Here is a 26339-nt window from a genome sequence, read left to right as displayed (position 1 = left end):
GGTGTCTGAAACGAAAGTTCGCAAAAACGAGACTATTGATGCAGCGCTTCGCCGCTTTAAGCGTTCCATTGCCAAAGATGGCGTGCTGGCGGAAGTTAAGAAACGCAAGCATTATGAGAAGCCAAGTGTCAAGCGCAAGAAAAAGTCCGAGGCTGCGCGCAAGAGAAAGTTTTAGGAGGATCCTTCCATAATGAACCTTAGCGAACGATTGAACGACGATATGAAGCAAGCCATGAAGAATCAGGACAAGTTCAAGTTGGCTACGATCCGCATGGTTCGCGCGTCTATAAAAAACTTGGAGATTGATTTGAAGCGTCCTCTGGACGATAATGAAGTGCTTGATATCTTAAGTCGTGAAATCAAACAACGTAAAGATTCCCTCCAAGAATTTGAGAAAGCCGGCCGTGATGACCTGGTAACAGCTCTTAGAGCAGAAATTGAAATTATTAGTCAATACCTTCCCGCACAGCTGAGCGAAGAAGAGATTAAAGCGATAGTAACGCAGACGATCCAGGAACTCGGTGCTTCTTCCAAAGCCGAGATGGGGAAAGTTATGGGCGCTCTTTTGCCGAAAGTCAAAGGGCGCGCTGACGGTAAACTAGTAAATCAATTGGTTCAACAATTTCTGCAATAAACAAGAGAGATCTGTCCGGAAACGGCTACATCGTCCTATACAAAGGACGAACCGTTTCTCGGCGAAAGATAAGCCTATTTATAAGAGAGATTGCTTATAAATTCTTATCTTTCAAGCCGAAACGATCTTCTGGTCTTTATCGAAGGACAGACGGTTTCGGCTAGAAATGTAAGGTGAATTATAAGAGCTAGCTTATAACCCCTTATATTTGAACATAAACACCCCTTTTTGCATAAAAAGGGGTGTTTCTTAATTTTAACGGCATGGAAATCGTCTTTTCAGCGCGTCGGGTTCATCGCCTCGAAGTGTCGGGCAAAAGTTTTTTTCATAATGAATCCGCTTCCATTCTCATAATGTTGAAAGAAGAATATTCCGTCGAAGCGAAAGAGCCGCCGGTGTTTCGGCGGCAAGCGGCGGCTCGGCGAAACCTAACATCCGATCTCTGCGTAATAATCCATAGGCATACATTAAAGGAGGGGCTTCTTTTTGCTTGTGCGACAATGGCGCAAAGCGGCGGCGTTCTTGTCGTTGCTTGCGGTGATGGCCGGCCTTGCAAGCTATGGCGGAGCGGGCTTGCTTCGGGCTGAGACGGCTCGCGCGGAGCAGGCGGCCGAAGCCGGACCCGCCGTGTATATCGTTCCGGTCAAGCATACCGTAGAATCCGGCTTGCAGTCTTTTCTGGAAAGAGCGTTCAAGGAAGCGGAGGAAGCGAAGGCCGAGCGGATCGTTCTCGTTATGAACACGTTCGGGGGCGCCGTGACAAGCGCGGAGGAAATCGGGGAACTGGTTCGCAAGAGCAGCGTTCCGACAACGGCCTTCATCGAAGGCAAAGCCGTCTCGGCAGGGACTTACATCGCGCTGAATGCCGATCAGATTGTAATGGAACCCGGCAGCACGATCGGCGCCGCGGCGGTCGTCAACGGCTCCGGAGATCTGATCGACAACCCGAAGACCGTATCTTTCTGGACGCAGACGATGATGGAAGCGGCAAAGCTGAACGGCCGCGATCCGGCCATCGCCGCGGCGATGGTAAATCCGGATACGGCTCTTGAGCTGGACAGCATCGGAAAGTCGAAAAAAGCCGGGGAAATTTTAACTTTGTCCGCGGACGAAGCGGCGAAAACAGGCTACGCCGAACATATCGCCGGTTCAGTCGACGAGACGCTGCAATGGCTCGGTTTGGAGGGAAGGCAGCAAATCGTAATGGAGCTCTCGCCCGCTGAGCAGCTGGCCCGTTATCTCGTCAACCCTTACGTGATGACCGTGCTGCTTATTTTGGGTATTGCGGGCATTATGATGGAGCTGTTCGTTCCCGGCTTCGGCGTTCCGGGCATTATCGGCGTTTTGGCTTTTGGCCTTTATTTCTTCGGGCATTACGTTGCCGGATTCGCCGGCATGGAATCGGTGGCGCTGTTCGTGCTGGGGCTTGTCATGCTGTTGCTTGAAATATTCGTGCCGAGTTTCGGGGTGCTCGGCATTCTCGGAAGCGTATCGCTTATCGCAGGCGTCTTGACGGCCGCTTCGGACCCGTGGACGGCACTCGTTTCGCTTGCCGTCGCGTTGCTGGTATCGGCCGCCATCTTGGCCGTATCGTTCAAAAAATATAAGCACCGCGGCATATGGAACAAATTTATATTGCGCGACAAGCTTTCGACCGAGGAAGGGTACGTGCCGGCCGAAGCCAAAACGTCCCTCATCGGTTTGGAAGGGGTGGCGTTGACCGCCTTAAGGCCTGCCGGAACCGCACTTATCGGCGACAAGAGGGTCGACGTCGTCACCTCGGGATCGTACATCGAGCAAGGCGCGCTCATTGTCGTCACGAAAGCGGAAGGTACATGGGTTTTTGTCGAGGAAAAGAAAAAGAATATAAGTAGTTAAATCGAAAGGGGTACTGCTATGCCGTTGGATCCGATCGTATCGGCAGTTATTATCGTCGTTCTCGCTATAATTGTCATCTCCGTATTTCTAAGCTTCTTCCCGCTAATGCTTTGGATATCCGCGCTCGCTTCCGGCGTCCGCATCGGCATCATTACGCTTGTAGCGATGCGCTTGCGCCGGGTTGTGCCGAGCCGGATCGTCAATCCGATGATCAAAGCGACCAAAGCGGGCTTGGGACTGACGATCAATCAATTGGAAAGCCACTTTCTGGCCGGCGGCAACGTCGACCGCGTCGTCAACGCGCTTATTGCGGCGCAGCGGGCCAATATTCCGCTCGTGTTCGAAAGAGCGGCCGCAATCGATCTTGCCGGCCGCGACGTGCTGCAGGCCGTGCAGATGAGCGTTAACCCGCGCGTCATCGAGACGCCGATCGTGGCGGCCGTGGCAAAAGACGGCATCGAAGTGAAGGTTAAGGCGCGGGTAACGGTTCGCGCCAATATCGAAAGACTCGTCGGCGGCGCCGGAGAAGAAACGATTATTGCCCGCGTAGGCGAAGGGATCGTCACGACCGTAGGCTCGTCGAATTCCCATAAGGACGTGTTGGAAAACCCGGATCTTATTTCCCGGACCGTGCTTGGCAAAGGGCTGGATGCCGGAACCGCGTTCGAAATATTGTCGATCGATATCGCCGACGTAGACGTAGGCAAAAACATCGGCGCTCATCTGCAAACCGAGCAGGCCGAAGCGGATAAGCGGATCGCCCAGGCGAAAGCGGAGGAGCGCCGCGCGATGGCGGTCGCCCAAGAGCAGGAGATGAAGGCGAGAGTCGTGGAGATGCGCGCGCTTGTCGTGGAATCCGAGTCGCAGGTTCCGCTTGCGATGGCCGAAGCGCTGAAATCGGGCAAAATCGGCGTTATGGATTATATGAATTTGAAAAATATCGAAGCGGACACGCAAATGCGCAATGCGATCGGCAAGCCCGAGGCGGCGGATTCTCCGGGATCTTCGGATCCCGGCCATGGCGGCCGGTCCTGACCGTAAGATGAAGAAGGAACGGAGGTGCCGGGCTTGTGGAACGTCATCATTGAGTTTTTGCTGGACAATATCGTATTCGTCGTGATCGCGCTTGGGGTCATTGCCAAGCTGCTGGGCTTGCCGGGCACCTCGAAAGAGCGGCCCCGCCGTATGCCGGATTTTGGCGGCGGCCATGCCGGGAAGCCGGCGGAAGCGCCTGTCCGCAAGGCACATACGACGGCAGAGGCACAGCCAAAGCCGGTTTACACGCCCGTCGAACGCCGGGATGAAAGCGAAGAAGAATGGGCGAGTCCCGCTCTGGCTGCCGTACCGGTTCGCCATACGGCGCCAATCGGGCCTCAAACGCCCGATAACCGCAGGGCGGAGGCGGTACGTGAGGTTTCTCCCGACGGATCGGCGCTGCCGGCAAACGCAAGCGACCTCCGCCGCGCCGTTATATGGGCCGAAGTGTTAGGCCCGCCAAAAGCGAAACGAATGTACCGCAAATAACTGTTTTTATAAACCACCCCCCACCCCCTCCATAAGGAGGGGGCTCCAAGGGGATTGCCCCTCTGGACATCCCAAATTGGCGTCACTGCACCGCGGCCGTCTTCGGCAATCCCGGGTGCTAACCCCGCGTTGTCCTAACGGACAAAGCTTTCTTTCCTGCCTCTTACATTACGTATTGCCTTTGGGAGTTGCTTAACGGCTCCATCGCTCCACGATGCTGCATACGAGAACAAGCCGCTTGTCCTAACGGACAAAGCTCTATTTCCTCCCTGCCTGCTGCTTTTCTTCCATGATCCGTTCGAGCCGACCCCTGCTTGTCCTAACGGACAAAGCTCCGCTTGCTGCCTACTGCTCACTCATCTTCCATGTTCCGTTCGATCTGTCCCCGCTTGTCCTGCAGCCAAAGCCGGATGCCTAACGTTCGAGCTGCCGCTCGCGCAAAAATAACTCCCGTACCTGCGGTCGGCACGGAAAAAGAAAGCTTCCATCCGCCGCATCGCCTTCTATTTCGGCCGGCGTGCGCATAGTTTGAAATAAAGGACCGTTGTGTTTCTGCATGAAACGGTTTGACTTTGGGCAAGGCGACGAATCGTTTCTGCTTGTACATGAGCTTTTCGCATAAGCCGGGCGGGAGGGACGAAGGAGCAAATGGGCCGCATAAATCGAAAGCTGCGCAAATGGACCGCCGACCTGCTGGATATGCCGCAGGATGTGATGTACGACCTTCCGAGATTGACGATGATCGGCGACCGGCAGCTCTATATCGAAAATCACCGTGGCGTTATCCGCTTCTCCGAAGAGAAACTGACGCTTGCCTTAAGCAACGGGGTATTGGAAGTGACGGGGGCGGATCTGGTCATCCGGACGATCTGGACGGAGGAAGTGTTCATAGAAGGGACCATCAAAAACATCGAATTGAAATGAGTGGAAGCCGGATGGGCTGCTTCCGGCTTTAACCGGACAAGCCCGGAGGGACAGCTTAGCCCAATTTGGGTTTGCTATAGCTATACCGATCGGATCCAAAACCTGCCTCTGAGCGCGGTTGCTTAACTTGCGTGTCAAGCCCGCGTAACGAGGTTTATCTTATAGCGAAAAGAGGGACGGGCATTGAGCATGCAATGGATGCAGTGGACGAAAGGTGTCGTTTCCGTGCATATTCGCGGGGAAGAGCCGGAGCAATTGGTAAACCGCGCGCTGGCCGGAGGCTTGGAGCTGTGGAATATACGCTGGACGAGCGGCGGAAGCATGGCTTTCGATCTGTCTGTCGGCGATTTTTTTCGATTGCGGCCGTATTTGCGAAAGACGGGCTGCCGCGTTCATGTCGTCAAGCGGGCGGGACTGCCCTTTTGGATGGCGCGGGCCGGCAAACGGAAGTTTTTTGCGGCGGGGATGTTTTTGTTTTTCGTTATTATCTATTTGCTTTCTTCCCTCGTATGGTCGGTCGAAATTTCGGGCAACAAACGGATAACGGACGAGCAGATCGAGCAGGCGGCGAAGGAAGAAGGGCTTTATCCGATGCAATGGTCGTTCCGGCTCGCTCAAACCGACGTATTGGCGAAGCGGCTGGCGGGCAAGCTGCCGGATGCGGCGTGGGTCGGCGTCGAGAAGGAAGGGACGCGCGTCATTATCAAAGTCGTGGAAACGACGCAGGAGCAAAAGCCGGAGCTGAATACGCCGCGGCACCTCGTCGCTTCGGCGGATGCGGTCGTAACGCAAATTTTGGCGGAGAAGGGACGCGCCGTCGTCAGCAAAAATCAGCGGGTCAAACGGGGCCAGACGCTTATCTCCGGCACCATCGGCGCGGGCGAAAATACGCAAACCGTCGTGGCGAAGGGAACCGTGCGCGGACTGGTCTGGTACGAATACAATATCGTCTCGCCGCTGACGCAAACGTATAAAGTGTACACCGGCGAAAAGGAAACGAAGTGGTATGCCGTTATCGGCTCGAGAATGCTGCAGGTGAGCGGCTTCGGGAAAAGCGCGTTCGAACTTTCGGAGGCGATTCGAACGGAGGAGCAGGCCGGCTGGCGCGATTGGAAGCTCCCGATCGGAAGGATGAAGGAGACGGTGATGGAAGTGGTGCAGGAAGAGCGGAAGCTGACCGCCGAAGAAGCAAGAGAGGTCGGCCTGCTGCAGGCGAAGGCGGAATTGACGGTTAAAGCGGGCGCCGACGCCGTCGTGCGGGACGAAATAATTTTGCATGAAAAGACGGACAATGGTAAAGTTTATATGAAAGTTCTTTTTGAAGTGGAGCAATCAATCATAGAAGAGATGCCTTTAGTCCATGTACAAGGAGATTGAGGTTTGTTGCAGATTGAAGCGAAAACAGTTAAAATCCCGCTAGGAAACGCAGCAGAAGGGCTTGCGGTATTCGGGCCGCAGGACCGTTTTTTACGATTGGTGCAAGACCAGACGGAAGCCCGCATCGCTTCGCGCGAGGCGGAGATCGTCATCAGCGGCGACGCCGCCGAGGTGGAGGCGCTGGAGCAGTTTTATTCGGTGATGCTGAAGCTCGTCCGGGGCGGCTATTCGCCGACGGAACGGGATATGGCGTACGCCCTGGAGCTGGCCCGCAAGATGCAGGCCGAAGAATTGCTCGACTTGTTTAAGGCGGAAATTACGACGACGTACAAAGGCAAGCCGGTTCGGGTCAAAACGATCGGGCAGCGCCATTACGTCAAAACGATTCAGAAGCACGATATCGTCTTCGGCATCGGTCCGGCCGGAACGGGCAAAACGTATTTGGCCGTCGTGCTTGCGGTGGCCGCATTAAAGGAAAACCGGGTCAAGCGGATCCTGCTGACGCGTCCGGCCGTTGAAGCCGGCGAAAACCTGGGCTTCCTTCCCGGCGACCTGCAGGAGAAGGTCGATCCTTACCTGCGCCCTTTGTACGATGCGCTTCACGACGTGCTCGGCCCCGACCAGACGGGCAAGCTGGTCGAGCGCGGCATTATCGAAGTCGCTCCGCTCGCTTATATGCGCGGACGGACGCTTGACGATTCGTTTATTATATTGGACGAAGCGCAGAACACGACGCCGGAGCAGATGAAGATGTTCCTGACGCGTCTCGGCTTCGGCTCGAAGATGGTCATTACGGGCGACGTCACCCAGATCGACCTGCCCCGCGGCAAAAATTCCGGGCTGATCGAAGCGCAACGCGTGCTTAAATCTATTAGCGAAATCGGTTTTATTTATTTCTCCGAGTCAGACGTCGTAAGACATTCGCTGGTGCAGAAAATCGTCATGGCCTATAACGTGGACGCTGAAAACAAAGCTTAGAGAGGAATGTCCGCTGCATGAACTACAAACAATCCGGTAAACAAGGAAGCTTTAAACCGTCCTCCGCGGCGGGTTGGAAGCAGAGCGCAGCCGTTCGGTGGGGGCTCTTGTTGCTGTTTGTGCTGTCGTTCTACTTCAGTCTGGCTCCGACCGTCCTGCCGGAAACTTACGATATCAAGCAAGGCGACGTCAGCGAGAAAAACATCGTCGCTCCCCGCCCGATCGAAGACGTAAAAGGGACTCTGAAAGCCCAGGAAGAGGCGGCGGATAAAATCGAAAACGTTTATTCGACCGTCGCCTTGCGCAGCGAAAGCTTGATCGTCCAAATTTTCGACCGGATCGAGCAATTGAACCAGGACGACCAGGTCACCGTTCAAAACAAAATCGACATTTACCGGAACGAAATTCCGCGAAAATACGCGTCGTACGTCGACAATTTCGCAAAGACGAACACGGGGAACGGCACGTACAGCGCTACGTTGATGGAAGAGATGAAGACGGTCGTCAAGGAGCAGGAGTATACGATTCCCGAGGAAACGTTCTACAAAATACCGAACCTGTCGGCGGATGAAATCGCGGAAATGCGCGACGTTGCGCAAGAAGTGGTGCGCAAGCTGATGGGCGACCAGCTGCGCGAGGCGGAAACGGCCCGGATGAGAGTTGCGGAGCTGGTGAACGCCAGCTCGATCAGCAGCCGGACCGGCCGCGAAATCGTGCAGGAGCTTGCCAGGTTTGCGATCATGCCGAACAAGTTTCTCGACAAGGAAGCGACGGACGAGGCGAAGGCGCAAGCGAAGCAGGATACGCCGCCCGTCGTGTACAACGAAGGCGACGTGATCGTGCAGAAGGGCGAGACTATTACCCCGGAAATATACGAGCTGCTTTCGGATTCGTCGCTGCTGCAGGACAAAAAAAATTATTGGCCGCAGCTGGGGCTGTTTATGCTGTCTGCGCTTCTCATCCTCGGGGTGTTCAGCTTCGTGGACCAAGGGCGGGCGGACCGGAAGTCGAAATATAACAACGCTCAGCTGCTTATGCTCTGGCTCATTTATTTTATTAATATGCTGGTCATCCAAATTATCGCCGTCCTGCAAACCGACAAGGCGTTTTACGTCGGCTTTCTGGCGCCGGCGGCGCTTGGGGCGATGCTGATTACGCTGCTGCTCGACCTTCATTTGGCCGTCGTCAGCTCGGTCGTTTTTGCCTTGTACGGAAGCATCGTGCTGAACAGCGGGACGAACCAGCTGTTTGATTACAGCTACGGATATGTCATTTTGGCGATGTCGTTTGCCGCCGTTTTTTCGATCCACCGCGCGAGCCAGCGCTCGACCATTTTGAAAGCGGGCATTATGGCCAGCCTGTTCGGCGTGTTGTCGGTGCTATCCCTCTTTTTCCTTAAGGATAATCTGGAGCAGACGACATTAATTTATTCAACGGCGTTCGCCTTCGCGAACGGCCTTATAACGGCCATTCTCGTCATCGGCTTGATGCCGTTCTTCGAGGTGACGTTCGGCATCCTGTCGGCGCTTAAGCTGGTCGAGCTGTCGAATCCGAATCATCCGCTGCTGCGCAAGCTGCTGACGGAGACGCCGGGCACGTACCACCACAGCGTCATGGTCGGGAATTTGTCCGAAGCGGCCGCCGAGGCGATCGGAGCGGACGGGCTGCTGTGCCGGGTCGGCTCGTTTTATCACGATATCGGGAAGACGAAACGGCCGAACTATTTTATCGAAAATCAATCGAACATCGAAAACCCGCATGACTCGATCGATCCGAAGCTGAGCAAATCGATCATTATCGCGCATGCGAGAGACGGCGTCGAAATGCTGAAGGCCTACAATATGCCGAAGCCGATCCGGGATATTGCCGAGCAGCATCACGGAACGACAAGCCTCTATTATTTTTACCATAAGGCCAAGAAACAGGCGGAGGAGCAAGGCCGGGAGGTTAACTTTACGCTGGACGACTTCCGTTACCCGGGGCCGAAAGCCCAGTCCAAGGAAGCGGCGATCGTCGGCATCGCAGACAGCGTGGAGGCTGCCGTCCGGAGCTTGCGCAATCCGACGGTCGATCAGATCGATTCGCTGATCCAAAAAATCATTAAAAGCCGGCTGGACGACAATCAGCTGAACGAGTGCGATTTGACGATGAAGGAGCTGGAGCAAATCGCCCAGTCGCTGAAGGAGAGCGTGATCGGCATATTCCACTCCCGGATCGAGTATCCGGAAGAAGACAAGTCAAAGGAGCGTTTGGCATGAGCTTGCGGCTCGATTGGAGCAATGAACAGGAGAAAATTGAAATTCCCGCGGACTGGATCGCGAAGCTGGAGCAGCTGCTGCAGCTGGCCGGCGAAGCGGAGGGGCTGCACGACGGAGAGGTTACTCTCACCTTCGTCGACAATGAACAAATACATCGGCTGAACAAGGAATACCGCGGCATCGACCTGCCGACCGACGTCTTGTCGTTTGCAATGCTTGACGACGGAACGGAAGAACTCGACATTATTTTTGAAGTCGAGCATGAAGACGAGCTGGATCCGATATCGGGCATGCTGGGCGACATTATTATTTCCGTGGACAAGGCGGTACAGCAAAGCGAAGAATACGGCCATTCGCTGGAACGCGAGATCGGATTCCTGTTCGTGCACGGTTTTCTTCACTTGATCGGCTACGACCATCAGGACGAGCAAAGCGAAAAAGAAATGTTCGCGAAGCAGGAAGCGGTTCTTCAAAAAGCGGGACTGACCCGATAATGAAACGTTTCGGCCGGAGTTTCCGCTATGCGTGCGAAGGAGTAGCGTACGGATTGCGCACGCAGCGTCATATGCGCTTTCACTTGTCGGCTGCGGCCGTTGCCGCCGCGGTCGGTCTGATTGTGCGGATCGGCCTGCTGGAGTGGGCGCTGCTTTTGCTTACGATGGCCGGGGTTATCGCGGCCGAGCTAATCAATACGGCGATCGAGAAGGCCGTCGACTTGGCCAGCCCCGCCGTCCATCCGCTGGCGAAAGCCGCCAAGGATACGGCCGCAGGCGCCGTATTGGTTCTGGCGGTTGCGGCTGCGGCTGTCGGTTTGATTATTCTGGGGCCGCCTTTGTGGGAGCTGATTTTTTAAACCGCAGTCCCTTCTTCGGCAACTCCGGCACAGCTTTTTCCGCGGATTAGCCGCAAGGCGTTACGTTTTGTCACGAACGAAAGAGGCGGGAGATGGATATGTATAACGGGTTGGAAGAGCAATATCGGGAGTTGTTGAATGCCGCGAAAGAAGCGATGGGCCGGGCTTATGTGCCTTATTCGCATTTTCGGGTGGGAGCCGCTCTGCTGGATACGGACGGCACTGTCCATTACGGCTGCAACGTGGAGAACGCCGCGTACGGCCCAAGCAACTGCGCGGAACGGACCGCATTGTTCCGTGCCGTCGCCGACGGCAAGCGCCCGGGGCAATTTCGCGCGATCGCCGTGATCGGCGATACGGAAGGCCCGATTGCGCCGTGCGGCGTATGCCGCCAGGTGCTGGTAGAGCTATGCCCGCACGATATGCCTGTCATTATGGGCAACCTACAAGGAGAGTGGAGCGCCTCGACGGTCAGCGAGCTGCTGCCGGGAGCGTTCACGTCTTCTTCACTTGAGAAAGAGGGGTAAATCATTACAGCTATGAATCAAACGAAATTCCGCTCCGGATTTGTGGCCATTATCGGCAGGCCGAACGTGGGCAAATCGACGCTCATGAACCATCTGATCGGCCAGAAAATCGCCATCATGTCCGATAAGCCGCAAACGACGCGCAATAAAATTCACGGCGTATATACGACGGACGACGCCCAGATCGTATTTCTGGATACGCCGGGCATCCATAAGCCGCAGTCCAAGCTTGGCGATTATATGTTTAAAGCGGCGGACAGCGCGCTGAAGGAAGTGGAGGCGGCGCTGTTTCTCGTCGACGTGTCCGAAGGCATCGGCGGCGGGGACCGATTTATCATCGAGCACTTGAAAAAAGTGAAAACTCCGGTGTTCCTCGTCTTGAATAAAATCGACAAAATCGAGCCGGAGAAGCTGCTGCCGATTATCGCCGAATATAAAGAGCTGTACAGCTTCGCCGAAATCATTCCGATCTCGGCGCTTAACGGCAACAATGTGGAAACGCTGCTGCAGCAGCTCATCCGTTATTTGCCGGAAGGACCGCAATATTATCCGGCCGATCAGGTAACGGACCATCCGGAGCAGTTCGTCTGCGCCGAGCTGATCCGGGAAAAAATTCTTCACTTGACCCGGGAAGAAGTGCCGCATTCCATCGCCGTTCAAATCGAAGACATGCGCGTGCAGGAGAACGGCGTCGTCTATATCGGCGCGGTCATCTATGTGGAACGGGACTCGCAGAAGGGGATCATTATCGGCAAAAAAGGTTCGCTTCTGAAGGAAGTCGGAAAGCTGGCCAGAGCGGATATCGAAGCGCTTCTCGGATCCAGAACGTTTCTGGAGCTGTGGGTAAAAGTGAAAAAGGATTGGCGCAATCAGGAGCATGTGCTGAAGGATCTCGGATTCCGCCACGAATGAGGGCTAAGCCGCTGAAAGATTTTGACAAGGATAACGCATCCCCCAATATCGCATCCTAACTTTCGTCAGTACTCCGAGGCGAAAGGATGAATACGATGCGGAATTTTTCGTGGAAGTATTTTACGTTAACGGGGGATGTGGAATCATTTTTGCTTTACAAAGAGGTGGATCGGATCAGGTCCGCCTCGTTTCCCGAATCGCTTAACGAGGCGGACGCGGGTTCGGAACCGGAGGATGCCGCGGCCGTAGCGGAGTAAAGCGCGGCAGGCAAGGGAGAGGAACTTTAACATGCTTTATCGCGTGGAAGGAATCGTCATTCGCAGCATGGACTATGGGGAAAGCAACAAAATCGTCACGCTGCTGACGAATTCAAGCGGCAAGGCCGGCGTGCTCGTGAAGGGCGCCAAAAAAGTGAAAAGCAGATTCGGTTCTTTGGCTCAGCCTTTTACGTATGGCGAATTCGTGTTTTTTCGCGGGCCGAACGGCGGGCTCGGTTCGCTGAATGCCGGCGAAATTTACGAATCTTACCATACGCTGCGGGAAAATCTCGATCAGGCGGCTTATGCGTCATACGTTGCCGAGCTGACGGACCGCGCGCTTCAGGAAGACGAAGCGGGCGGTTTTTTGTTCGAGCAGCTGAAGGCTTGCCTGAACGGGTATGTGCTGGGCAAAGATCCGCAGATCGTGACTCATCTGTACGAGATGCGCATTCTGGAGGCGGCGGGATACGCGCCGGGGCTTGACGCTTGCGTCAATTGCGGCAATCCGGAAGGCCCGTTCCGGATTAGCGCCCATATGGGAGGCGCTTTATGCATACGCTGCTCGGCCGGCGACCCGGGTGCGATCCGTCTAAGCGATCCCGCCTACAAGCTGCTGAGGCTGTTTCGCCGCATGGATTTGCGAAGGCTCGGCTCCATCGAAGTCAAGCCGGAAACGAAAGCGGAGCTGAAGCTGGCCATGCGGAAGCTGATGGACGAACAGCTTGGATTAAAGCTGAAGTCGCAGTCTTTTTTGGATCAATTGGACAAGCTTACATAGATATATAACCTACAAGCGCAAAACGAGAGCCCTCCGTCTTTGAACGGAGGCTTATTTTCATTCCGGCGGCGATAGGTTTCAACAGAAGTTTGACAAAACGATATTGGATGATTAAAATGTTCTAATAGTGAATAAACGGGCAATGACGGAGAAAGTAACGCGAGAGAAGGCCGACATAGCGAGCCGGGGACGGTGAAAGCCCGGAGGACCATCTCGCGCGAACATGGCGCTCCCGAGCCGTATCGAACCAAAGCGGGTTTTCTGGTACGTTAGCCGGGTCGCGGTCGCTAAAGCCGCCGCAGGCTGCGGTGCGGAGAACCAAGTAGGGTGGAACCGCGGGAGCACCGGCTCTCGTCCCTACGTCTGGCAGCAGGCGTAGAGACGGGGGCCTTTTTGTTCCCGCCTCGCGGGTCCGCCCCTTTCGCACGCTGCCGCGATTGTTGCAAGAGGAACATGAGAAAAAGGAGCGAAGCACAGTGTTGAATTTTCAAGGCATGATCATTACACTGCAGCAATTTTGGGCCGAGCAGAATTGTATTCTCGTCCAGCCCTACGATGTAGAGAAAGGCGCGGGTACGATGAACCCGATGACGTTTCTTCGTTCGATCGGCCCCGAGCCGTGGAACGTCGCTTACGTCGAGCCTTCCCGCCGCCCGGCGGACGGACGTTACGGCGAAAATCCGAACCGGCTGTACCAGCACCATCAATTCCAGGTCATTCTGAAGCCGTCGCCGGACAATATTCAGGAGCTTTATCTGGAAAGCTTGAAGCGTCTCGGGATCGACGCGAATCATCACGATATCCGGTTCGTCGAGGACAACTGGGAGTCGCCGACGCTTGGAGCATGGGGTCTCGGCTGGGAAGTATGGCTGGACGGCATGGAAATTACGCAGTTTACGTATTTCCAGCAGGTCGGGGGCATCGACATGAATCCGGTCGCCGTCGAAATTACGTACGGCATGGAGCGGCTTGCTTCTTACATTCAACAGAAGGAGAACGTATACGATCTGGAATGGGTGGACGGCGTCACGTACGGAGACGTGTTTTTGCAGCCCGAATACGAGCATTCCAAATATACGTTTGAAGTTTCGGACGCTTCGATGCTGTTCTCGCTGTTCAGCATGTACGAGGAGGAAGCGAAGAAGTCGCTTGAGGCGAAGCTTGTGTTCCCGGCGTACGATTACGTGCTGAAATGCTCGCACACGTTCAACCTGCTGGACGCCCGCGGAGCGATCAGCGTCACGGAGAGGACGGGCTATATTATGCGGGTGCGCAATCTGGCGAGAGAATGCGCGGCGACGTTCCTTGAGGAGAGGGAACGCCTCGGCTTCCCGCTGCTGAAGAAAGGGGTTGAGCTGAATGGCTAAAGATTTGCTGCTGGAAATCGGTCTGGAGGAAGTGCCCGCCCGTTTCGTGCGCGCGGCCATGAACCAGCTGAAGGATAAAACGGAGAAATGGCTGACGGATTCCCGGATCGGGTTCGGAGCCGTACACGCTTACGCCACGCCGCGCCGCCTGTCGGTGCTAGTCGAGGCGGTCGAGGAGAAGCAGGCGGACGTGAGCGAACAAGTGAAGGGACCTTCCCGCAAAATCGCCCAGAACGAAAACGGCGAATGGACGAAAGCGGCGTTAGGCTTCGCGAAAAGCCAGGGCGTGGAGCCTTCGCAGCTGTATTTTCAGGAGCTGGCCGGGGTCGAATACGTCTATGCGAATAAAAGCAGTGTCGGAACGCATACGGCGGACGTATTGACGGAAGGGCTGACGAATATTATAACGTCGATGACCTTTCCGAAAAACATGCGATGGGGCAGCCACGAGCTCCGCTTCGTCCGTCCGATCCGCTGGCTGGTCGCTTTGTTCGGAACGGATATCGTGCCGCTGGAGCTGGCCGGAGTACAAAGCGGCAACGTGTCGCGCGGTCATCGCTTCCTGGGATCCGAGACCGTCGTGGCGTCGCCGGCGGAATACAAGGAGCGTCTCCGCGACCAGCACGTCATCGTAGACGTTGAAGAGCGAGAGCGGCTGATCGTGTCCCAGATTAAGGCGCTGGCCGAAGAACGGGGCTGGGACATCGCGATCAAGGAAGATTTGCTGGAGGAAGTATTGTTCCTTGTCGAGTATCCGAACGTCTTGTTCGGCACCTTCGACGAATCGTTCCTGCATATCCCGCAGGAGGTGCTCATTACGTCGATGCGCGAGCATCAGCGCTACTTCCCGGTGCTGGACCAGAAAGGCGAGCTTCAGCCTTATTTCGTAACGGTGCGAAACGGCGACCGCACGTCGATCGACGTTGTCGCCAAAGGCAACGAGAAAGTGCTCCGGGCGCGTTTGTCGGACGCGAAGTTTTTCTATGCCGAAGACCAGAAATTGAAAATCGGGGACGCGCTGGCTAAGCTGGAGTCGATCGTGTATCATGAAGAGCTCGGCACGGTGGCCGACAAGGTGCGCCGCGTTCGGCATACGGCCGATTCCATCGCCGCCTTGCTTGGAGCGGACAAGGAAACGGCCGAAGCGGTGAGCCGTACGGCGGACATTTGCAAGTTCGATCTCGTTACCCAGATGGTATACGAATTCCCGGAGCTGCAGGGCATCATGGGTGAAGATTACGCGCGGAAAGCCGGCGAGAAAGAGATCGTAGCGCGGGCGATCAACGAGCATTACCAGCCGCGGCATGCAGGCGACCGGGCGCCCGCCTCTCTGACGGGGGCGATCGTAAGCCTGGCTGACAAAATCGATACGATTGTCGGCTGCTTCTCGATCGGCATCGTGCCGACGGGCTCGCAGGATCCTTACGCGCTGCGCCGCCAAGCGTCGGGCATTGTGCAAATTATGCTGGCGCACGGGCTGAAGGCCGGATTGACGGAGCTGTTCGACGCTTCGCTTGCCGTCCACGAACAGCGGAATATGAAGCGCTCCGCGGACGAAATTCGCAAAGACTTGAATGATTTCTTCGCTCTACGGGTAAAAAATGTATTAACCGAGCAAGCGAACCGTTACGACGTTGTGGACGCCGTTATGGCTTCCGGCTTCGACGATTTGCTTCTGACGGTGGAGCGCGCGCTTGCCGTTAACGGCTGGACGTCGGGGGATCAGCGCGCTGAGGCGAAACCGGCGGTAGACGCGTTTACGCGCGTATGCAATCTGGCGGCCAAAGCGACGACTTCGACCGTCGATCCTTCGCTATTCGCCGAGCGCGCGGAGCATGATCTCTACGAAGCGTGGCAGAAGGCGCACGAAGGCGCCGGCAAATCGCTGGAGGAAGGCGACGTCAAAGGCGCGCTGGCGATATTGGCAGGGTTGAAGGAGCCGATCAACGCTTACTTCGACGCCGTTATGGTCATGGCGGAGGATGAGAAGGTGCGGGCCAACCGTCTTGCGGCGCTTAAGGCGATAGCGGGGGATATTACGCGCATCGCCGATTTCTCGAAGCTGGTCTGGTAACGCGTTAATACGAGCGCCATTCGTCTTCGTCAGTCTTCGCGAAAGAAGAACGGGAGGAGATGCCGATGTATCCTACAGTTCCGGACATTACGATTTACGTCGCTTCGGATGCCGCGGGCGATACGGGGGAGCTGGTCGTACGGGCGGCCGTCGCCCAGTTTCATCCGGTTCATACGAGCATTCGCAGGGCGCCTTTTATTACCGATAAGCCCGCGCTGGAGCAGGTCATCCGCCAAGCCAAGGAGCATAACGGCATCATTCTGTACACGCTCGTCATTCCCGAGCTTAGAGAAAATATGCGGCGGCTGGCGGATGCAAACGGCGTTACGGCGATCGACCTGCTCGGGCCGCTGATCGAAAGCCTCGAGAAGCAGACGGGACGCAAATCCCGGGACGAGCCCGGTCTTAATCACGTACTGGACGAAGATTATTTCCGCAAAGTGGAGGCGGTCGAGTTTGCGGTTCGTTACGACGACGCCAAAGATTCTTCGGGCGTGCTGAAGGCCGATATCGTTCTGATCGGCGTGTCCCGCACCTCCAAAACGCCGCTCTCCATGTACTTGGCCCATCAGAAGTACAAGGTGGCGAACGTTCCGCTGGTGCCGGAAATCAAGCCGCCGGAAGAATTGTTCCGCATTCCGAGCAATAAAATTATCGGCCTCACGATCGGGGTTCCTTATCTGAATATTATCCGCAAGGAAAGGCTTAAGGCATTAGGGCTGCCCGACAATGCCGCTTATGCGACGGAAAACCGCATTTTAAGCGAGCTGAAATACGCCGAGTCGATCATGGACCGTCTCGGCTGCCATGTCATTGACGTGTCGCACCGGGCCGTGGAAGAAACGGCCAGCCTGATCATGAGCTATATCCGCTCCGGCTGACCGCCGAGCGGATAGCCGGGGGCGGAAGGATTTTATGCCGGCTTGGCGTATATTATAGTATTCGTACAGAATCGAGCGTGATCGGACATGATGCGGAAGGAACGGTCGATTGTCGTGGACGGCGACGCTTGTCCGGTCAAGGCGGAAATTGCCGAGACGGGGCGGGCTTTCGGCGTGCCCGTCGTTATGGTTTCCTCCTACGATCACCGGCTTCATTCCTCGGAAGGCGTGCAGGTCGTGCAAATCGACCCGGGCCGCGATGCGGTCGATTTGTATATCGCCAATCTGGTCGGCAAGAACGATATCGTCGTGACGCAAGATTTGGGGCTCGCAACACTCGCGCTTTCCAAAGGAGCCGAAGTGCTGTCCCCGCGCGGCGAATTGTACACGCAGGAGGCGATCGGCTATATGCTCGAACGCCGCCACGAGCATGCAAAAAGACGGCGTGCCGGGGGCAGGACTAAAGGACCGAAGGCAATGGGGTCTGGTGACAGGGAACGATTTCAACAAAACCTGACAAAACTTTTGGATCCGAGCAGGAGAAGCGTGAAAAACAGCGAATAATTATTAGACGCTGCCAGGCAAAGCTCATAGAAGGTGATGAACGATTGACAAACGGCAGAATACCGGAAGAGGTCATTGAAGCGGTCAGACGCAAGCATGACATCGTCGAGACGGTCGGAAAATACGTTCATCTTACGAAGAACGGCAAGTACATGAAAGGCTTGTGTCCTTTTCATTCCGAGAAGACGCCTTCCTTTACGGTCACGCCGGAGCTTCAAATTTTCCATTGCTACGGCTGCGGCAAGACCGGCAACGTGATCCGTTTCATCGAAGAGATCGAAGGCTATTCGTTTCCCGAAGCGGTGCGCGTATTGGCCGAGGAAGCGGGCATTCCCGTCACTTGGTCCGATTCGGAAGGCGGCAGGCGGTCCGAGGCGGAGACGGAGCGTTTGAAGATGGTCGAAGCCCACGAGCTGTCGGCGAAATGGTATCATTATTTGCTCATGAATACGACGCATGGTGCCGAGGCTCTCCGTTATTTGCGGGAAAGAGGGGTAAGCGACAAGCTGATCGATCAGTTTATGATCGGTTACGCTCCGCCGCAATGGGATACGCTGGCCCGTTTTTTGACGGCTAGGCAATTCGATCCTTCGCTCCTTGAAAGGGCGGGACTGCTTTCGGCAAAAAACGACGGGAGCGGCTACGTGGACCGGTTCCGCAGCCGAATTATGTTTCCGATCCGCGACCGGGACGGCAAAGCGACCGCTTTCGCCGGACGGGTAATCGGAGAGGGACAGCCGAAATATTTGAATTCGCCGGAAACGAAGCTGTTTGCCAAAAGCCGCACATTGTACAATTTGCACCAAGCGAGGCCCTCTATCCGCAAAACGAAACAGGTTGTTTTATTCGAAGGGTATATGGACGTCATTAAAGCATGGTACGCAGGGATTCATAACGGCGTAGCGACGATGGGCACGGCATTGACGGACGAACATTGTCAGGTGCTTGCCCGCCAAGCGAACGAAGTGATCGTTTGTTACGATGGCGACGACGCCGGACAATCCGCCGCGCTGAAGTCGATCGCCATGCTGGAGAAAGCCGGGCTGAAGGTAATGGTGTCCATGCTGCCGAAGGGCAAAGACCCCGACGAATATATCGGCGAATACGGTCCTGAGGCGTTTGTGCGCGAAGCGATCGGTCAACCTGTGTCCGCTACAAAATTTAAGCTTATATATTCAAGAAAAAACCATATACTGCTAACAGAAGAGGGAAGGAAGAACTATCTTCTCGAGGCGGTGCGCATCGTAGCGGAGCTCGATTCGTCCATCGAAAGGGAAGTATACCTTCAAGAATTGTCCCGCGAATTCGATATCGATCTCCAGACGTTGAAGCAGGATTCGTTTCAAATGAGGGAGGAGCTGCAAAAAAAGCGCCCCCAAAGGGATAATAACGATATTTCGTGGAATAATGGTAGGAATGAAAAACGCCGTACAACAGGAGCGCCGATGCCTTTGCCCGCATACGCCAACGTGGAACGGCGGCTGCTTCATGTCATGATGAAGGATCGGGATGTTGCCCAGATCGTTCATGAACGGCTTGGAGAGTCATTTAATATAGAGGATCATGCAGCGCTCGCTGCTTATTTATACGCTTATTACGCGCAGGGCTTTGATCCGGATGCCGGCCGGTTTATCGCGACATTGCAGGATGAACGATTGGAACGGACGGCTGCTTCCATCCTTCTCATGAACGGCGATTTTCCTTTCGACGAAGAAATTCTTTCCGCGGATATCGAAGATATTCGAAAAGTGCCGCGTTACAAGGAAATCGAACGGAAACGGGAAGAGATGATGCGGGCGGAACGGTCCGGAGAGATTATATTGGCGGCACAAATTGCAAGTGAGATTATAACCCTAGAGAGACAACTAAAAGGTCGACCGGATGATCGGATCTAGGGAGGAGGGAGTCGGAGTATGGCGAATGATCAGCGTACAGAACTGGATGCCGAACAAAAGCTGGATCAGGTGAAGGATCAATTAATTGAGCAAGGCAAAAAAAGGTCCTCCTTAACTTATAAAGAGATTATGGAGAAGCTGGCGCCGTTCGATCAGGATCCGGAGCAAATCGACGAGTTTTTTGAACAGCTGGACGATTTGGGAATTGAAGTGGTAAACGAAAACGATGACGACAATAACCCGCTTGGCGGGGGCAACGACGACGCCGATCGGGATTCGGACGAATTTAATTTTGATGACGACTTGTCTCTGCCTCCCGGCATCAAAATTAACGACCCCGTCCGAATGTATTTGAAGGAAATCGGACGCGTGCCGCTCCTATCGGCGGATGACGAGGTAGAACTGGCGAAACGGATCGAGAACGGCGACGAAGAGGCGAAACGCCGTCTGGCGGAAGCGAATCTTCGGCTCGTCGTCAGCATCGCGAAACGGTATGTCGGCCGCGGCATGCTGTTCCTCGATTTGATTCAAGAGGGCAACATGGGCCTGATTAAAGCGGTTGAAAAGTTTGACCAATCCAAAGGGTTTAAATTTAGCACGTACGCCACCTGGTGGATTCGCCAAGCGATTACGCGGGCGATTGCCGACCAAGCGCGCACGATTCGGATCCCGGTTCATATGGTCGAGACGATCAACAAGCTGATTCGCGTTTCCAGGCAGCTGCTTCAGGAACTCGGGCGCGAACCAACGCCGGAGGAAATCGCGGCAGAGATGGAGCTCAGCACGGATAAAGTAAGAGAGATCATGAAGATCGCACAGGAGCCCGTTTCTCTCGAAACGCCGATCGGCGAAGAGGACGATTCGCATCTTGGCGACTTCATCGAAGACCAGGAAGCGCTGGCGCCGGCGGACGCGGCCGCATACGAGCTGCTGAAGGAACAGCTGGAGGACGTGCTGGACACGTTGACCGAGCGGGAGGAGAACGTTCTTAGACTCCGTTTTGGCTTGGACGACGGAAGGACTCGCACCCTTGAGGAAGTTGGCAAAGTATTTGGCGTTACGCGCGAGCGGATCCGCCAGATCGAAGCGAAAGCGCTCCGGAAGCTCCGCCATCCGAGCCGCAGCAAACGGCTGAAAGATTTTCTTGAATAAAGCTGTACGATTAGGGACCTTTCTGCGTCTGCAGCAAAGGTCTTTTGTTTCCCGCAACACTCGAAAAGGCCGTGGTTAGAGGTTTGATCAAATCAAGCGATAAGGAAACGATAAAGCCATGAATGAAGAGCGCAGGCAAATCATTGTACGAGAAATTGCCCATTGGCGGCGGAACAAGCTGCTGCCCGAGCAATATTGTGATTTTCTGTTCAACTTGTATGCCAAGCCGGAGGATCTGGAAGCTTCAACGGACGAGTCGTCTCCGTTGTCGTTTGGCAAAGCGTTGTCCGCCGTGCAGAAGGCTACCGGCAAACAATGGTTGTTTACAATTGGAATTTTTACCTTAATTTCCTTTGTTGTGCTTTATTTTAACGCTTTTCATCCTGTATTGCAAATAGCGGTCGTCCTCGTTGCCGTTGCGGCTTTGCTATGGCTGGGCCGACGGATCCGGGTGAGACAGGAAGCGATGGGGCTTAGCTTGATCGGGATTGCCATGCTCGTCTTGGTGGGCGGCGGATCTTACATGCTGGGGATCCACAATCTGGAGGAATGGGGATATCAGACCGGCCTGATCCTCCTCTGTGCGGTATTTTGGATCGTCTACGGCATTATGGCCCGCATACCGATCGTCCATCTGTGCGGTTGGCTAACGCTCTCGTTCGTGTATGCAACGGTTCTGGCCAGGTACTTGCCGGAAGCCGCTTGGTACGAAACGCAGCTATTCTGGCTGCCGGTCAGCTTGCTGTTCGGGTGGGCCACCTGGTTTATGCACCGCTTCGCGAAGGCGGTGTCGGCAGTGTTGTTCGTAACATGCGCCGTGTTATGGTTTATGCCGGAAGTGTATCAAATGTTATTTATGGGCGAAACGGCATGGATTCAGCTTCAATTGCTGGCGAAAATCGGCGTTGCAGGCGGCTTGCTGTTTTATCTACGAAAACAATGGATGGTGTGGGTTGCGTAATGTTGAAATTATCGAACCGGCTGCAGGCGATCGCCGAATTCGTTACGCCCGGCAACCGGGTGGCGGATATCGGCTCCGACCATGCGCTGCTGCCGGCTTTTCTCGTACAATCGGGTAAAGCTCCGTCGGCTATCGCAGGCGAGCTCAATCAAGGTCCTCTTCTTGCGGCGCGTAAGCAGGTTGCCGCAGCTGGACTCGCGCAGCGAATCGACGTCAGGCAAGGAGACGGGTTGTCGGTTATCGGGCCGAACGAAACGGATACGGTGACGATCGCCGGCATGGGCGGCGCTTTGATGCGGGACATTCTCGAAGCCGGCTATCGGGATGGGAAGCTGGAGGGCGTAAAGGAGCTTGTCCTTCAGCCGAACATCGGGGAGGAGCTCGTAAGGGAATGGCTGCTTCGCCGGGAGTTCGCTTTACTCGCGGAACGCATATTGGAGGAAGACGGGAAAATATACGAAATATTGCACGCGGCAAAAAACGGAGGTTCGCATCCGGACGGACGGAAGCTGTACGACCGCGAATGGCTTGGAGCCCAAGTTGCCGAACCGCTTTTATCGTCAGTCGTCATGAAGATGGGCCCTTATTTGCTGCGTTCCCCCAACGAAGTCTTTTTTAAAAAGTGGAATTCCGAGCTTAAAAAGATGAACCGGATCGCGGAGCAGCTTTCGCAGTCCGAGCTCCCCGAAGCCGGCAAAAAGCTTGCGGCGCTCAAAAGCGAAATCGCCGCGATCGAGGAGGTATTGCGTTGTTTGCAAACGGACAAACGGTAATCCAGCTGATGGAGCAGCTCGCCCCCAAGCATTATGCGGTCGAAAACGATAAAATCGGCTTGCAGCTTGGAACGTTAAACAAAGAAGTGAAGAAGATCATGGTCGCGCTTGACGTTACGGAAGCGGTCGCCGACGAAGCGATAGCCGCCGGCGCCGATCTCATTATCGCGCATCACGCGATCATCTACCGGCCGCTTGCCAAGCTGGATACGTCTACCCCGGCGGGACGGCTGTACGAGAAGCTGATCAAGCACGACATCGCCGTCTACATTTCGCATACGAACCTGGATACGGCGGACGGCGGCATGAACGATTGGATGGCCGACCTCGTCGGGATTCAGGCCGACGGCCGCGATTCGCTGGAAGAGGTTCATACGGATAAGCTATATAAACTGGCCGTGTTCGTACCCCGGCCGCATCACGAGCAAGTGCTGCAGGCCGTATTCCGTGCGGGAGCCGGACAAATCGGCAGCTACAGCCACTGCAGCTTTAATACGGCGGGCGAAGGCACTTTTCTTCCCGGCGAAGGCACCGATCCGTTTATCGGCAAGCCGGGTCAGCTGGAGCGGGTCGAGGAGATCCGTATCGAAACGATTGTTCCCCACAGCATCCACCGCAAAGTGATTCAGGCGATGCTGAAGGCGCATCCGTACGAAGAGGTCGCCTACGATCTGTATCCCGTCGATCTGAAGGGCCGCTCCTTCGGACTGGGCCGGGTAGGCAAGCTGACGGAGCCGGTCACGCTCGGCGAGCTGTGCGAGCGGGTCAAGCAAGCGTTTGACGTGCCGGCGCTGCGCGTCGTCGGCCACAAGGACCGGATGATTCGCAAGGCCGCCGTTCTTGGCGGATCTGGCGCCCGTTACGTCCGTCACGCGATGTTCGCCGGCGCCGACGTTCTGATTACGGGCGATATCGATTACCATACGGCGGTTGACGCTGTCGAAGCGGGATTCGCGATCATCGATCCGGGGCACAACGCGGAGAAAATCATGAAAGCGAAAGTGGCCGAATGGTTAAATGCCCGTCTTGCGGAAAAGAATTATAGCACGGCCGCGCAAGCCTCATCGGTGAATACGGAGCCTTTCCGTTTCGTATGACGCTTATTGCCGGAGCTCCAAACCGATTGGAAGCAATTGCATGCATTTTAGGCTTGAGCTTTGGATGAAATGCGAGTATAATATTTCGGGTATCGGAAAGTTTGACAGACAATCGCTGGCGGCCTTGATGCCGCGAGAGGAAAGTCCGGGCTCCATAGGGCAGGATGCTGGATAACGTCCAGTCAGCGCGAGCTGAAGGATAGTGCCACAGAAATGGACCGCCGATGGCCGGCTTCGCGCCGGATCAGGCAAGGGTGGAACCGTGGTGTAAGAGACCACGAGGAGTATGGGTGACTATATTCCTGGTAAACCCCATCTGGAGCAAGACCGAGAGGATGCATCGCTTCATTGCGAAGCCTTTGCCCGAGGCGCGTCCGGGTGTGTCGCTTGAGCCGTTTAGCAATAAACGGCCTAGATAGATGATTGTCGCTTATCGGCGGGAGGGTCGTTCCCGTTCGAACCGCCGCAAGTACAGAACCCGGCTTATGGCAAACTTTCCGCACGGACACTGTACATGATGAATGAACATAAAGAAGCGCTCGCGAGCCTTATAAGCTCTCGAGCGCTTTTTATTTTTGCGGTTGGCGACCGGTCGCTTATCGCTTAATCTGCTTCGGCAGCTGTTTCGCTCAAAGCTTTTCGTCCCCGTTGCCGTATTTCTTCTTAATCGCTTCGAGACGCCGTTTCACCTCGGAAGGGAAATCCAGCAGCGTCGTGTCCGTACCCGCCGCAGCCTTCAGCGCTTTCGCCACGTCGATTTCCCCGTAGCCGTAATAATCGTCTTTGCCGTCGTTGCCGATGTCGACGGCGGACTTGCGCATAATATCCATTACCTGCTCGTTGTTCAGGTTCGGATTGATCGAGCGGATAAGCCCGGCGAGCGCCGCGACGTGCGGGCTTGCCATCGACGTTCCGGAAAGCGCGGCATATTGCCCGCCCGGATACGTGCTGGCAATGCTGTCTCCCGGCGCAGCCACGTCGATATAGCCGCCGTAGTTCGAGAAGGAAGCTTTGTTATGGTTCGCGTCGGTAGCCGCTACGGCAAACACTTCCGGATAGGCGGCCGGATAGCCGGGGCGGTCCGTATTATCGTTGCCGCTTGCCGCGATAAGGACGACGTCGCGGTCATACGCGTATTTGATGGCATCATGCAGAAAATCCGCTTCCGCATAGTTGCCCAAGCTTAAGTTGATCACTTTGGCGCCGTGATCCGTTGCCCATATAATCCCTTGAGCAACCGAATAGGTCGAGCCGGCTCCGGTAGAATCCAGCACTTTGACGGGCAATATTTTGTTGTACCAAGACAGCCCGGCCACGCCTTCGCCGTTATTGACCGAAGCCCCGATAATGCCCGCTACGTGAGTGCCGTGTCCGACGTCGTCTTCGGGTTCCGCCTCCGGATCGACGAAATTGGCGCCCTTGAGCAGCTTGCCCTGCAAATCCGGATGGCCGGATTCTACGCCGGTGTCGACGACGGCGATAATGACATCCTTGCTCCCTTTGGACGAGTTCCATCCTTTCTCCGTTTCGATCGACGGCAGGTTCCACTGGTATTCCGAATACAGCGGATCGTTGGGCCTTATGCCGTTTCCATTGCCGTTATTGATTTCGTTGGTCAAATACAGGTAATGGGGCTCGACGTATTCCGTTTTCCAATTCTTTTGAAAATAAGACATCATCTGCTCGGCGTCTTGCTTGTCCGATCTGAATATATAAACGTCGCCGATCCGGTTGACGGCGGAAGCTTGAGTACGGTTACGGATGGTTTCCAGATCGGAACGGGAAGGATTGTCTTTGAAATGGACGACGACTTCATTGACATTGTAATGGCTGACATTGCCGTTGTCGTCGCCTTCCCGGACAGTCTTATCCTTTATCGTATTCGGTTTGACGGATTCCACGCGGTAACGGCCTTCCGCCGGATAAGGAACAAGGCGTAAATTGCGCTTTTGCTGCCGCTCGACCTGCGCAATAATATCTTGCCGGATGACGCCGACAATGCCCGTTCCGCGATGTTGTTCTTTCGGGATGCCCAATACGATATACCGGCTCCCTTGTTTATCCGTAAACGCCGGAGATTCGTATTTCTGTCCGGACTTCACCCTCCGCATGCCTTCTTTTACGTATTTTTCCGCAATGCCGTCCCGGGTAGGCGGAAGCGATCCTTTCGTAACGGAACGGTCCCCCGAGATCCAAGTCAATTGCCGCATATGATGATGGCCGTCCATCATCGCTTGCAGCTTATGTTGTTTGGCTCCATCCGAATCGCCGCCGCCGTCCAGAAGGTTTCGGAAATCTTTGGAGCATTCCGTTACACATAAGAAGGCCGTCGCTTTAAGATCATGGTTAAGATCCGAAATTTTGCCGGCTTTCTCCTGCTTTTTGGTTAAGGAAGCCGTTCGGGGAGCTTCCGGGGCGGGACCGCCTGCTTCCGGCAGGAAAAAAGGGATCGCCGGGATAAGCAGGGCAAGCACGGCGATTGCCGTGAAAATGCCGACCCATCTTTTGCGCATGTTTTAACCTCCATTATGAATGGCTTGATGAAACGATATTTTAGATTCCGAAACTCCAAACGAAATTATGCGGAACAAACTGCGAATCGCCAGTACCACTTCCCAGTAATTTGTGGTACGATGTTGATGCCTAAGTTTTTCTGTCGCGATGAATGAAAG

At 55.2% G+C, this 26339-nt stretch carries 25 protein-coding genes and 1 other RNA gene; 25 read left to right on the top strand and 1 reads right to left on the bottom strand.

Features of this window, described 5'->3' with window-relative positions; translation table 11 throughout:
• Position 1: 1 nt before the first annotated feature.
• The 25 genes from rpsU (at position 2) to rnpB (ending at position 24168) form a co-directional block, all read left to right on the top strand.
• Positions 2-175, top strand: coding sequence for a 30S ribosomal protein S21 (gene rpsU, locus ACFSW5_RS15455; RefSeq protein ID WP_005547957.1), 174 nt, complete (start codon positions 2-4; stop codon positions 173-175).
• A gap of 15 nt (positions 176-190) precedes the next feature.
• Complete coding sequence (locus ACFSW5_RS15450) at positions 191-634, top strand: GatB/YqeY domain-containing protein (RefSeq protein WP_379274774.1); 444 nt, start codon at positions 191-193, stop codon at positions 632-634.
• Positions 635-1126: 492 nt separating this feature from the next.
• Positions 1127-2512, top strand: a complete 1386-nt coding sequence (locus tag ACFSW5_RS15445) for an NfeD family protein (RefSeq protein WP_379275175.1) — start codon at positions 1127-1129, stop codon at positions 2510-2512.
• Positions 2513-2530: 18 nt separating this feature from the next.
• The gene (floA, locus tag ACFSW5_RS15440; protein ID WP_379274773.1) at positions 2531-3547 is read left to right on the top strand and encodes a flotillin-like protein FloA; all 1017 of its coding nucleotides are present in this window, start codon (positions 2531-2533) and stop codon (positions 3545-3547) included.
• A 33-nt stretch (positions 3548-3580) separates the two neighbouring features.
• Entirely contained in the window at positions 3581-4036 is a 456-nt protein-coding gene (locus tag ACFSW5_RS15435; RefSeq protein WP_379274770.1) for a hypothetical protein, read from the top strand.
• Between the two features lie 648 nt (positions 4037-4684).
• Entirely contained in the window at positions 4685-4960 is a 276-nt protein-coding gene (yqfC, locus tag ACFSW5_RS15430) for a sporulation protein YqfC (RefSeq protein WP_379274768.1), read from the top strand.
• A gap of 189 nt (positions 4961-5149) precedes the next feature.
• Complete coding sequence (yqfD, locus tag ACFSW5_RS15425) at positions 5150-6337, top strand: sporulation protein YqfD (RefSeq protein ID WP_379275173.1); 1188 nt, start codon at positions 5150-5152, stop codon at positions 6335-6337.
• Between the two features lie 3 nt (positions 6338-6340).
• A complete protein-coding gene (locus ACFSW5_RS15420) occupies positions 6341-7315 on the top strand; it encodes a PhoH family protein (RefSeq protein WP_379274766.1) in 975 nt (324 codons plus the stop codon).
• A gap of 17 nt (positions 7316-7332) precedes the next feature.
• Positions 7333-9573, top strand: coding sequence for an HD family phosphohydrolase (locus ACFSW5_RS15415; RefSeq protein ID WP_379274764.1), 2241 nt, complete (start codon positions 7333-7335; stop codon positions 9571-9573).
• Entirely contained in the window at positions 9570-10067 is a 498-nt protein-coding gene (gene ybeY, locus ACFSW5_RS15410) for an rRNA maturation RNase YbeY (protein WP_379274762.1), read from the top strand. Before ACFSW5_RS15415 ends, ybeY begins: the two co-directional genes overlap by 4 nt.
• Positions 10067-10426, top strand: coding sequence for a diacylglycerol kinase family protein (locus tag ACFSW5_RS15405; RefSeq protein ID WP_379274758.1), 360 nt, complete (start codon positions 10067-10069; stop codon positions 10424-10426). Before ybeY ends, ACFSW5_RS15405 begins: the two co-directional genes overlap by 1 nt.
• A gap of 92 nt (positions 10427-10518) precedes the next feature.
• On the top strand, positions 10519-10953 hold the full coding sequence (gene cdd / locus ACFSW5_RS15400; protein WP_379274756.1) for a cytidine deaminase: 435 nt from the start codon (positions 10519-10521) through the stop codon (positions 10951-10953).
• Between the two features lie 12 nt (positions 10954-10965).
• Positions 10966-11865 carry a GTPase Era gene (gene era, locus ACFSW5_RS15395; protein WP_379274753.1) on the top strand — a complete coding sequence of 300 codons (900 nt, stop codon included), beginning with the start codon at positions 10966-10968 and terminating at the stop codon, positions 11863-11865.
• Between the two features lie 95 nt (positions 11866-11960).
• Positions 11961-12122 carry a YqzL family protein gene (locus tag ACFSW5_RS15390; RefSeq protein ID WP_379274751.1) on the top strand — a complete coding sequence of 54 codons (162 nt, stop codon included), beginning with the start codon at positions 11961-11963 and terminating at the stop codon, positions 12120-12122.
• Between the two features lie 31 nt (positions 12123-12153).
• Complete coding sequence (gene recO / locus ACFSW5_RS15385) at positions 12154-12903, top strand: DNA repair protein RecO (protein WP_379274749.1); 750 nt, start codon at positions 12154-12156, stop codon at positions 12901-12903.
• Positions 12904-13382: 479 nt separating this feature from the next.
• Positions 13383-14270, top strand: coding sequence for a glycine--tRNA ligase subunit alpha (gene glyQ / locus ACFSW5_RS15380; protein ID WP_379275170.1), 888 nt, complete (start codon positions 13383-13385; stop codon positions 14268-14270).
• Positions 14263-16344, top strand: coding sequence for a glycine--tRNA ligase subunit beta (gene glyS / locus ACFSW5_RS15375; protein WP_379274746.1), 2082 nt, complete (start codon positions 14263-14265; stop codon positions 16342-16344). Before glyQ ends, glyS begins: the two co-directional genes overlap by 8 nt.
• A gap of 65 nt (positions 16345-16409) precedes the next feature.
• Entirely contained in the window at positions 16410-17225 is an 816-nt protein-coding gene (locus tag ACFSW5_RS15370) for a pyruvate, water dikinase regulatory protein (RefSeq protein ID WP_379274743.1), read from the top strand.
• Positions 17226-17312: 87 nt separating this feature from the next.
• A complete protein-coding gene (locus ACFSW5_RS15365) occupies positions 17313-17789 on the top strand; it encodes a YaiI/YqxD family protein (RefSeq protein WP_379274740.1) in 477 nt (158 codons plus the stop codon).
• A gap of 44 nt (positions 17790-17833) precedes the next feature.
• Positions 17834-19684 (top strand): DNA primase, encoded by a 1851-nt coding sequence (gene dnaG, locus ACFSW5_RS15360; protein ID WP_379274738.1) that lies wholly within the window; start codon positions 17834-17836, stop codon positions 19682-19684.
• A gap of 18 nt (positions 19685-19702) precedes the next feature.
• Positions 19703-20836: an RNA polymerase sigma factor RpoD gene (rpoD, locus tag ACFSW5_RS15355; RefSeq protein WP_379274735.1), complete on the top strand. Its 1134-nt coding sequence runs from the start codon at positions 19703-19705 to the stop codon at positions 20834-20836.
• A 118-nt stretch (positions 20837-20954) separates the two neighbouring features.
• Positions 20955-21797 (top strand): hypothetical protein, encoded by an 843-nt coding sequence (locus ACFSW5_RS15350; protein ID WP_379274732.1) that lies wholly within the window; start codon positions 20955-20957, stop codon positions 21795-21797.
• Complete coding sequence (locus ACFSW5_RS15345; RefSeq protein WP_379274730.1) at positions 21797-22570, top strand: tRNA (adenine(22)-N(1))-methyltransferase; 774 nt, start codon at positions 21797-21799, stop codon at positions 22568-22570. The genes ACFSW5_RS15350 and ACFSW5_RS15345 overlap by 1 nt, the downstream gene beginning before the upstream one ends.
• Entirely contained in the window at positions 22546-23667 is a 1122-nt protein-coding gene (locus ACFSW5_RS15340) for a Nif3-like dinuclear metal center hexameric protein (protein ID WP_379274727.1), read from the top strand. Before ACFSW5_RS15345 ends, ACFSW5_RS15340 begins: the two co-directional genes overlap by 25 nt.
• 96 nt (positions 23668-23763) lie before the next feature.
• Positions 23764-24168: RNase P RNA component class A (gene rnpB, locus ACFSW5_RS15335), an RNA gene on the top strand.
• 128 nt (positions 24169-24296) lie between these two features.
• On the opposite strand, the gene ACFSW5_RS15330 is transcribed toward rnpB, so the two are convergent.
• Entirely contained in the window at positions 24297-26180 is a 1884-nt protein-coding gene (locus tag ACFSW5_RS15330; protein WP_379274725.1) for a S8 family peptidase, read from the bottom strand.
• Positions 26181-26339: the final 159 nt, after the last annotated feature.

Source organism: Paenibacillus thailandensis, assembly GCF_042685365.1.
GTDB classification, from domain to species: domain Bacteria; phylum Bacillota; class Bacilli; order Paenibacillales; family Paenibacillaceae; genus Paenibacillus_AP; species Paenibacillus_AP thailandensis.
Note: the sequence above shows the minus strand (reverse complement) of the source record. Positions and strands in the feature narration are given on the sequence as shown.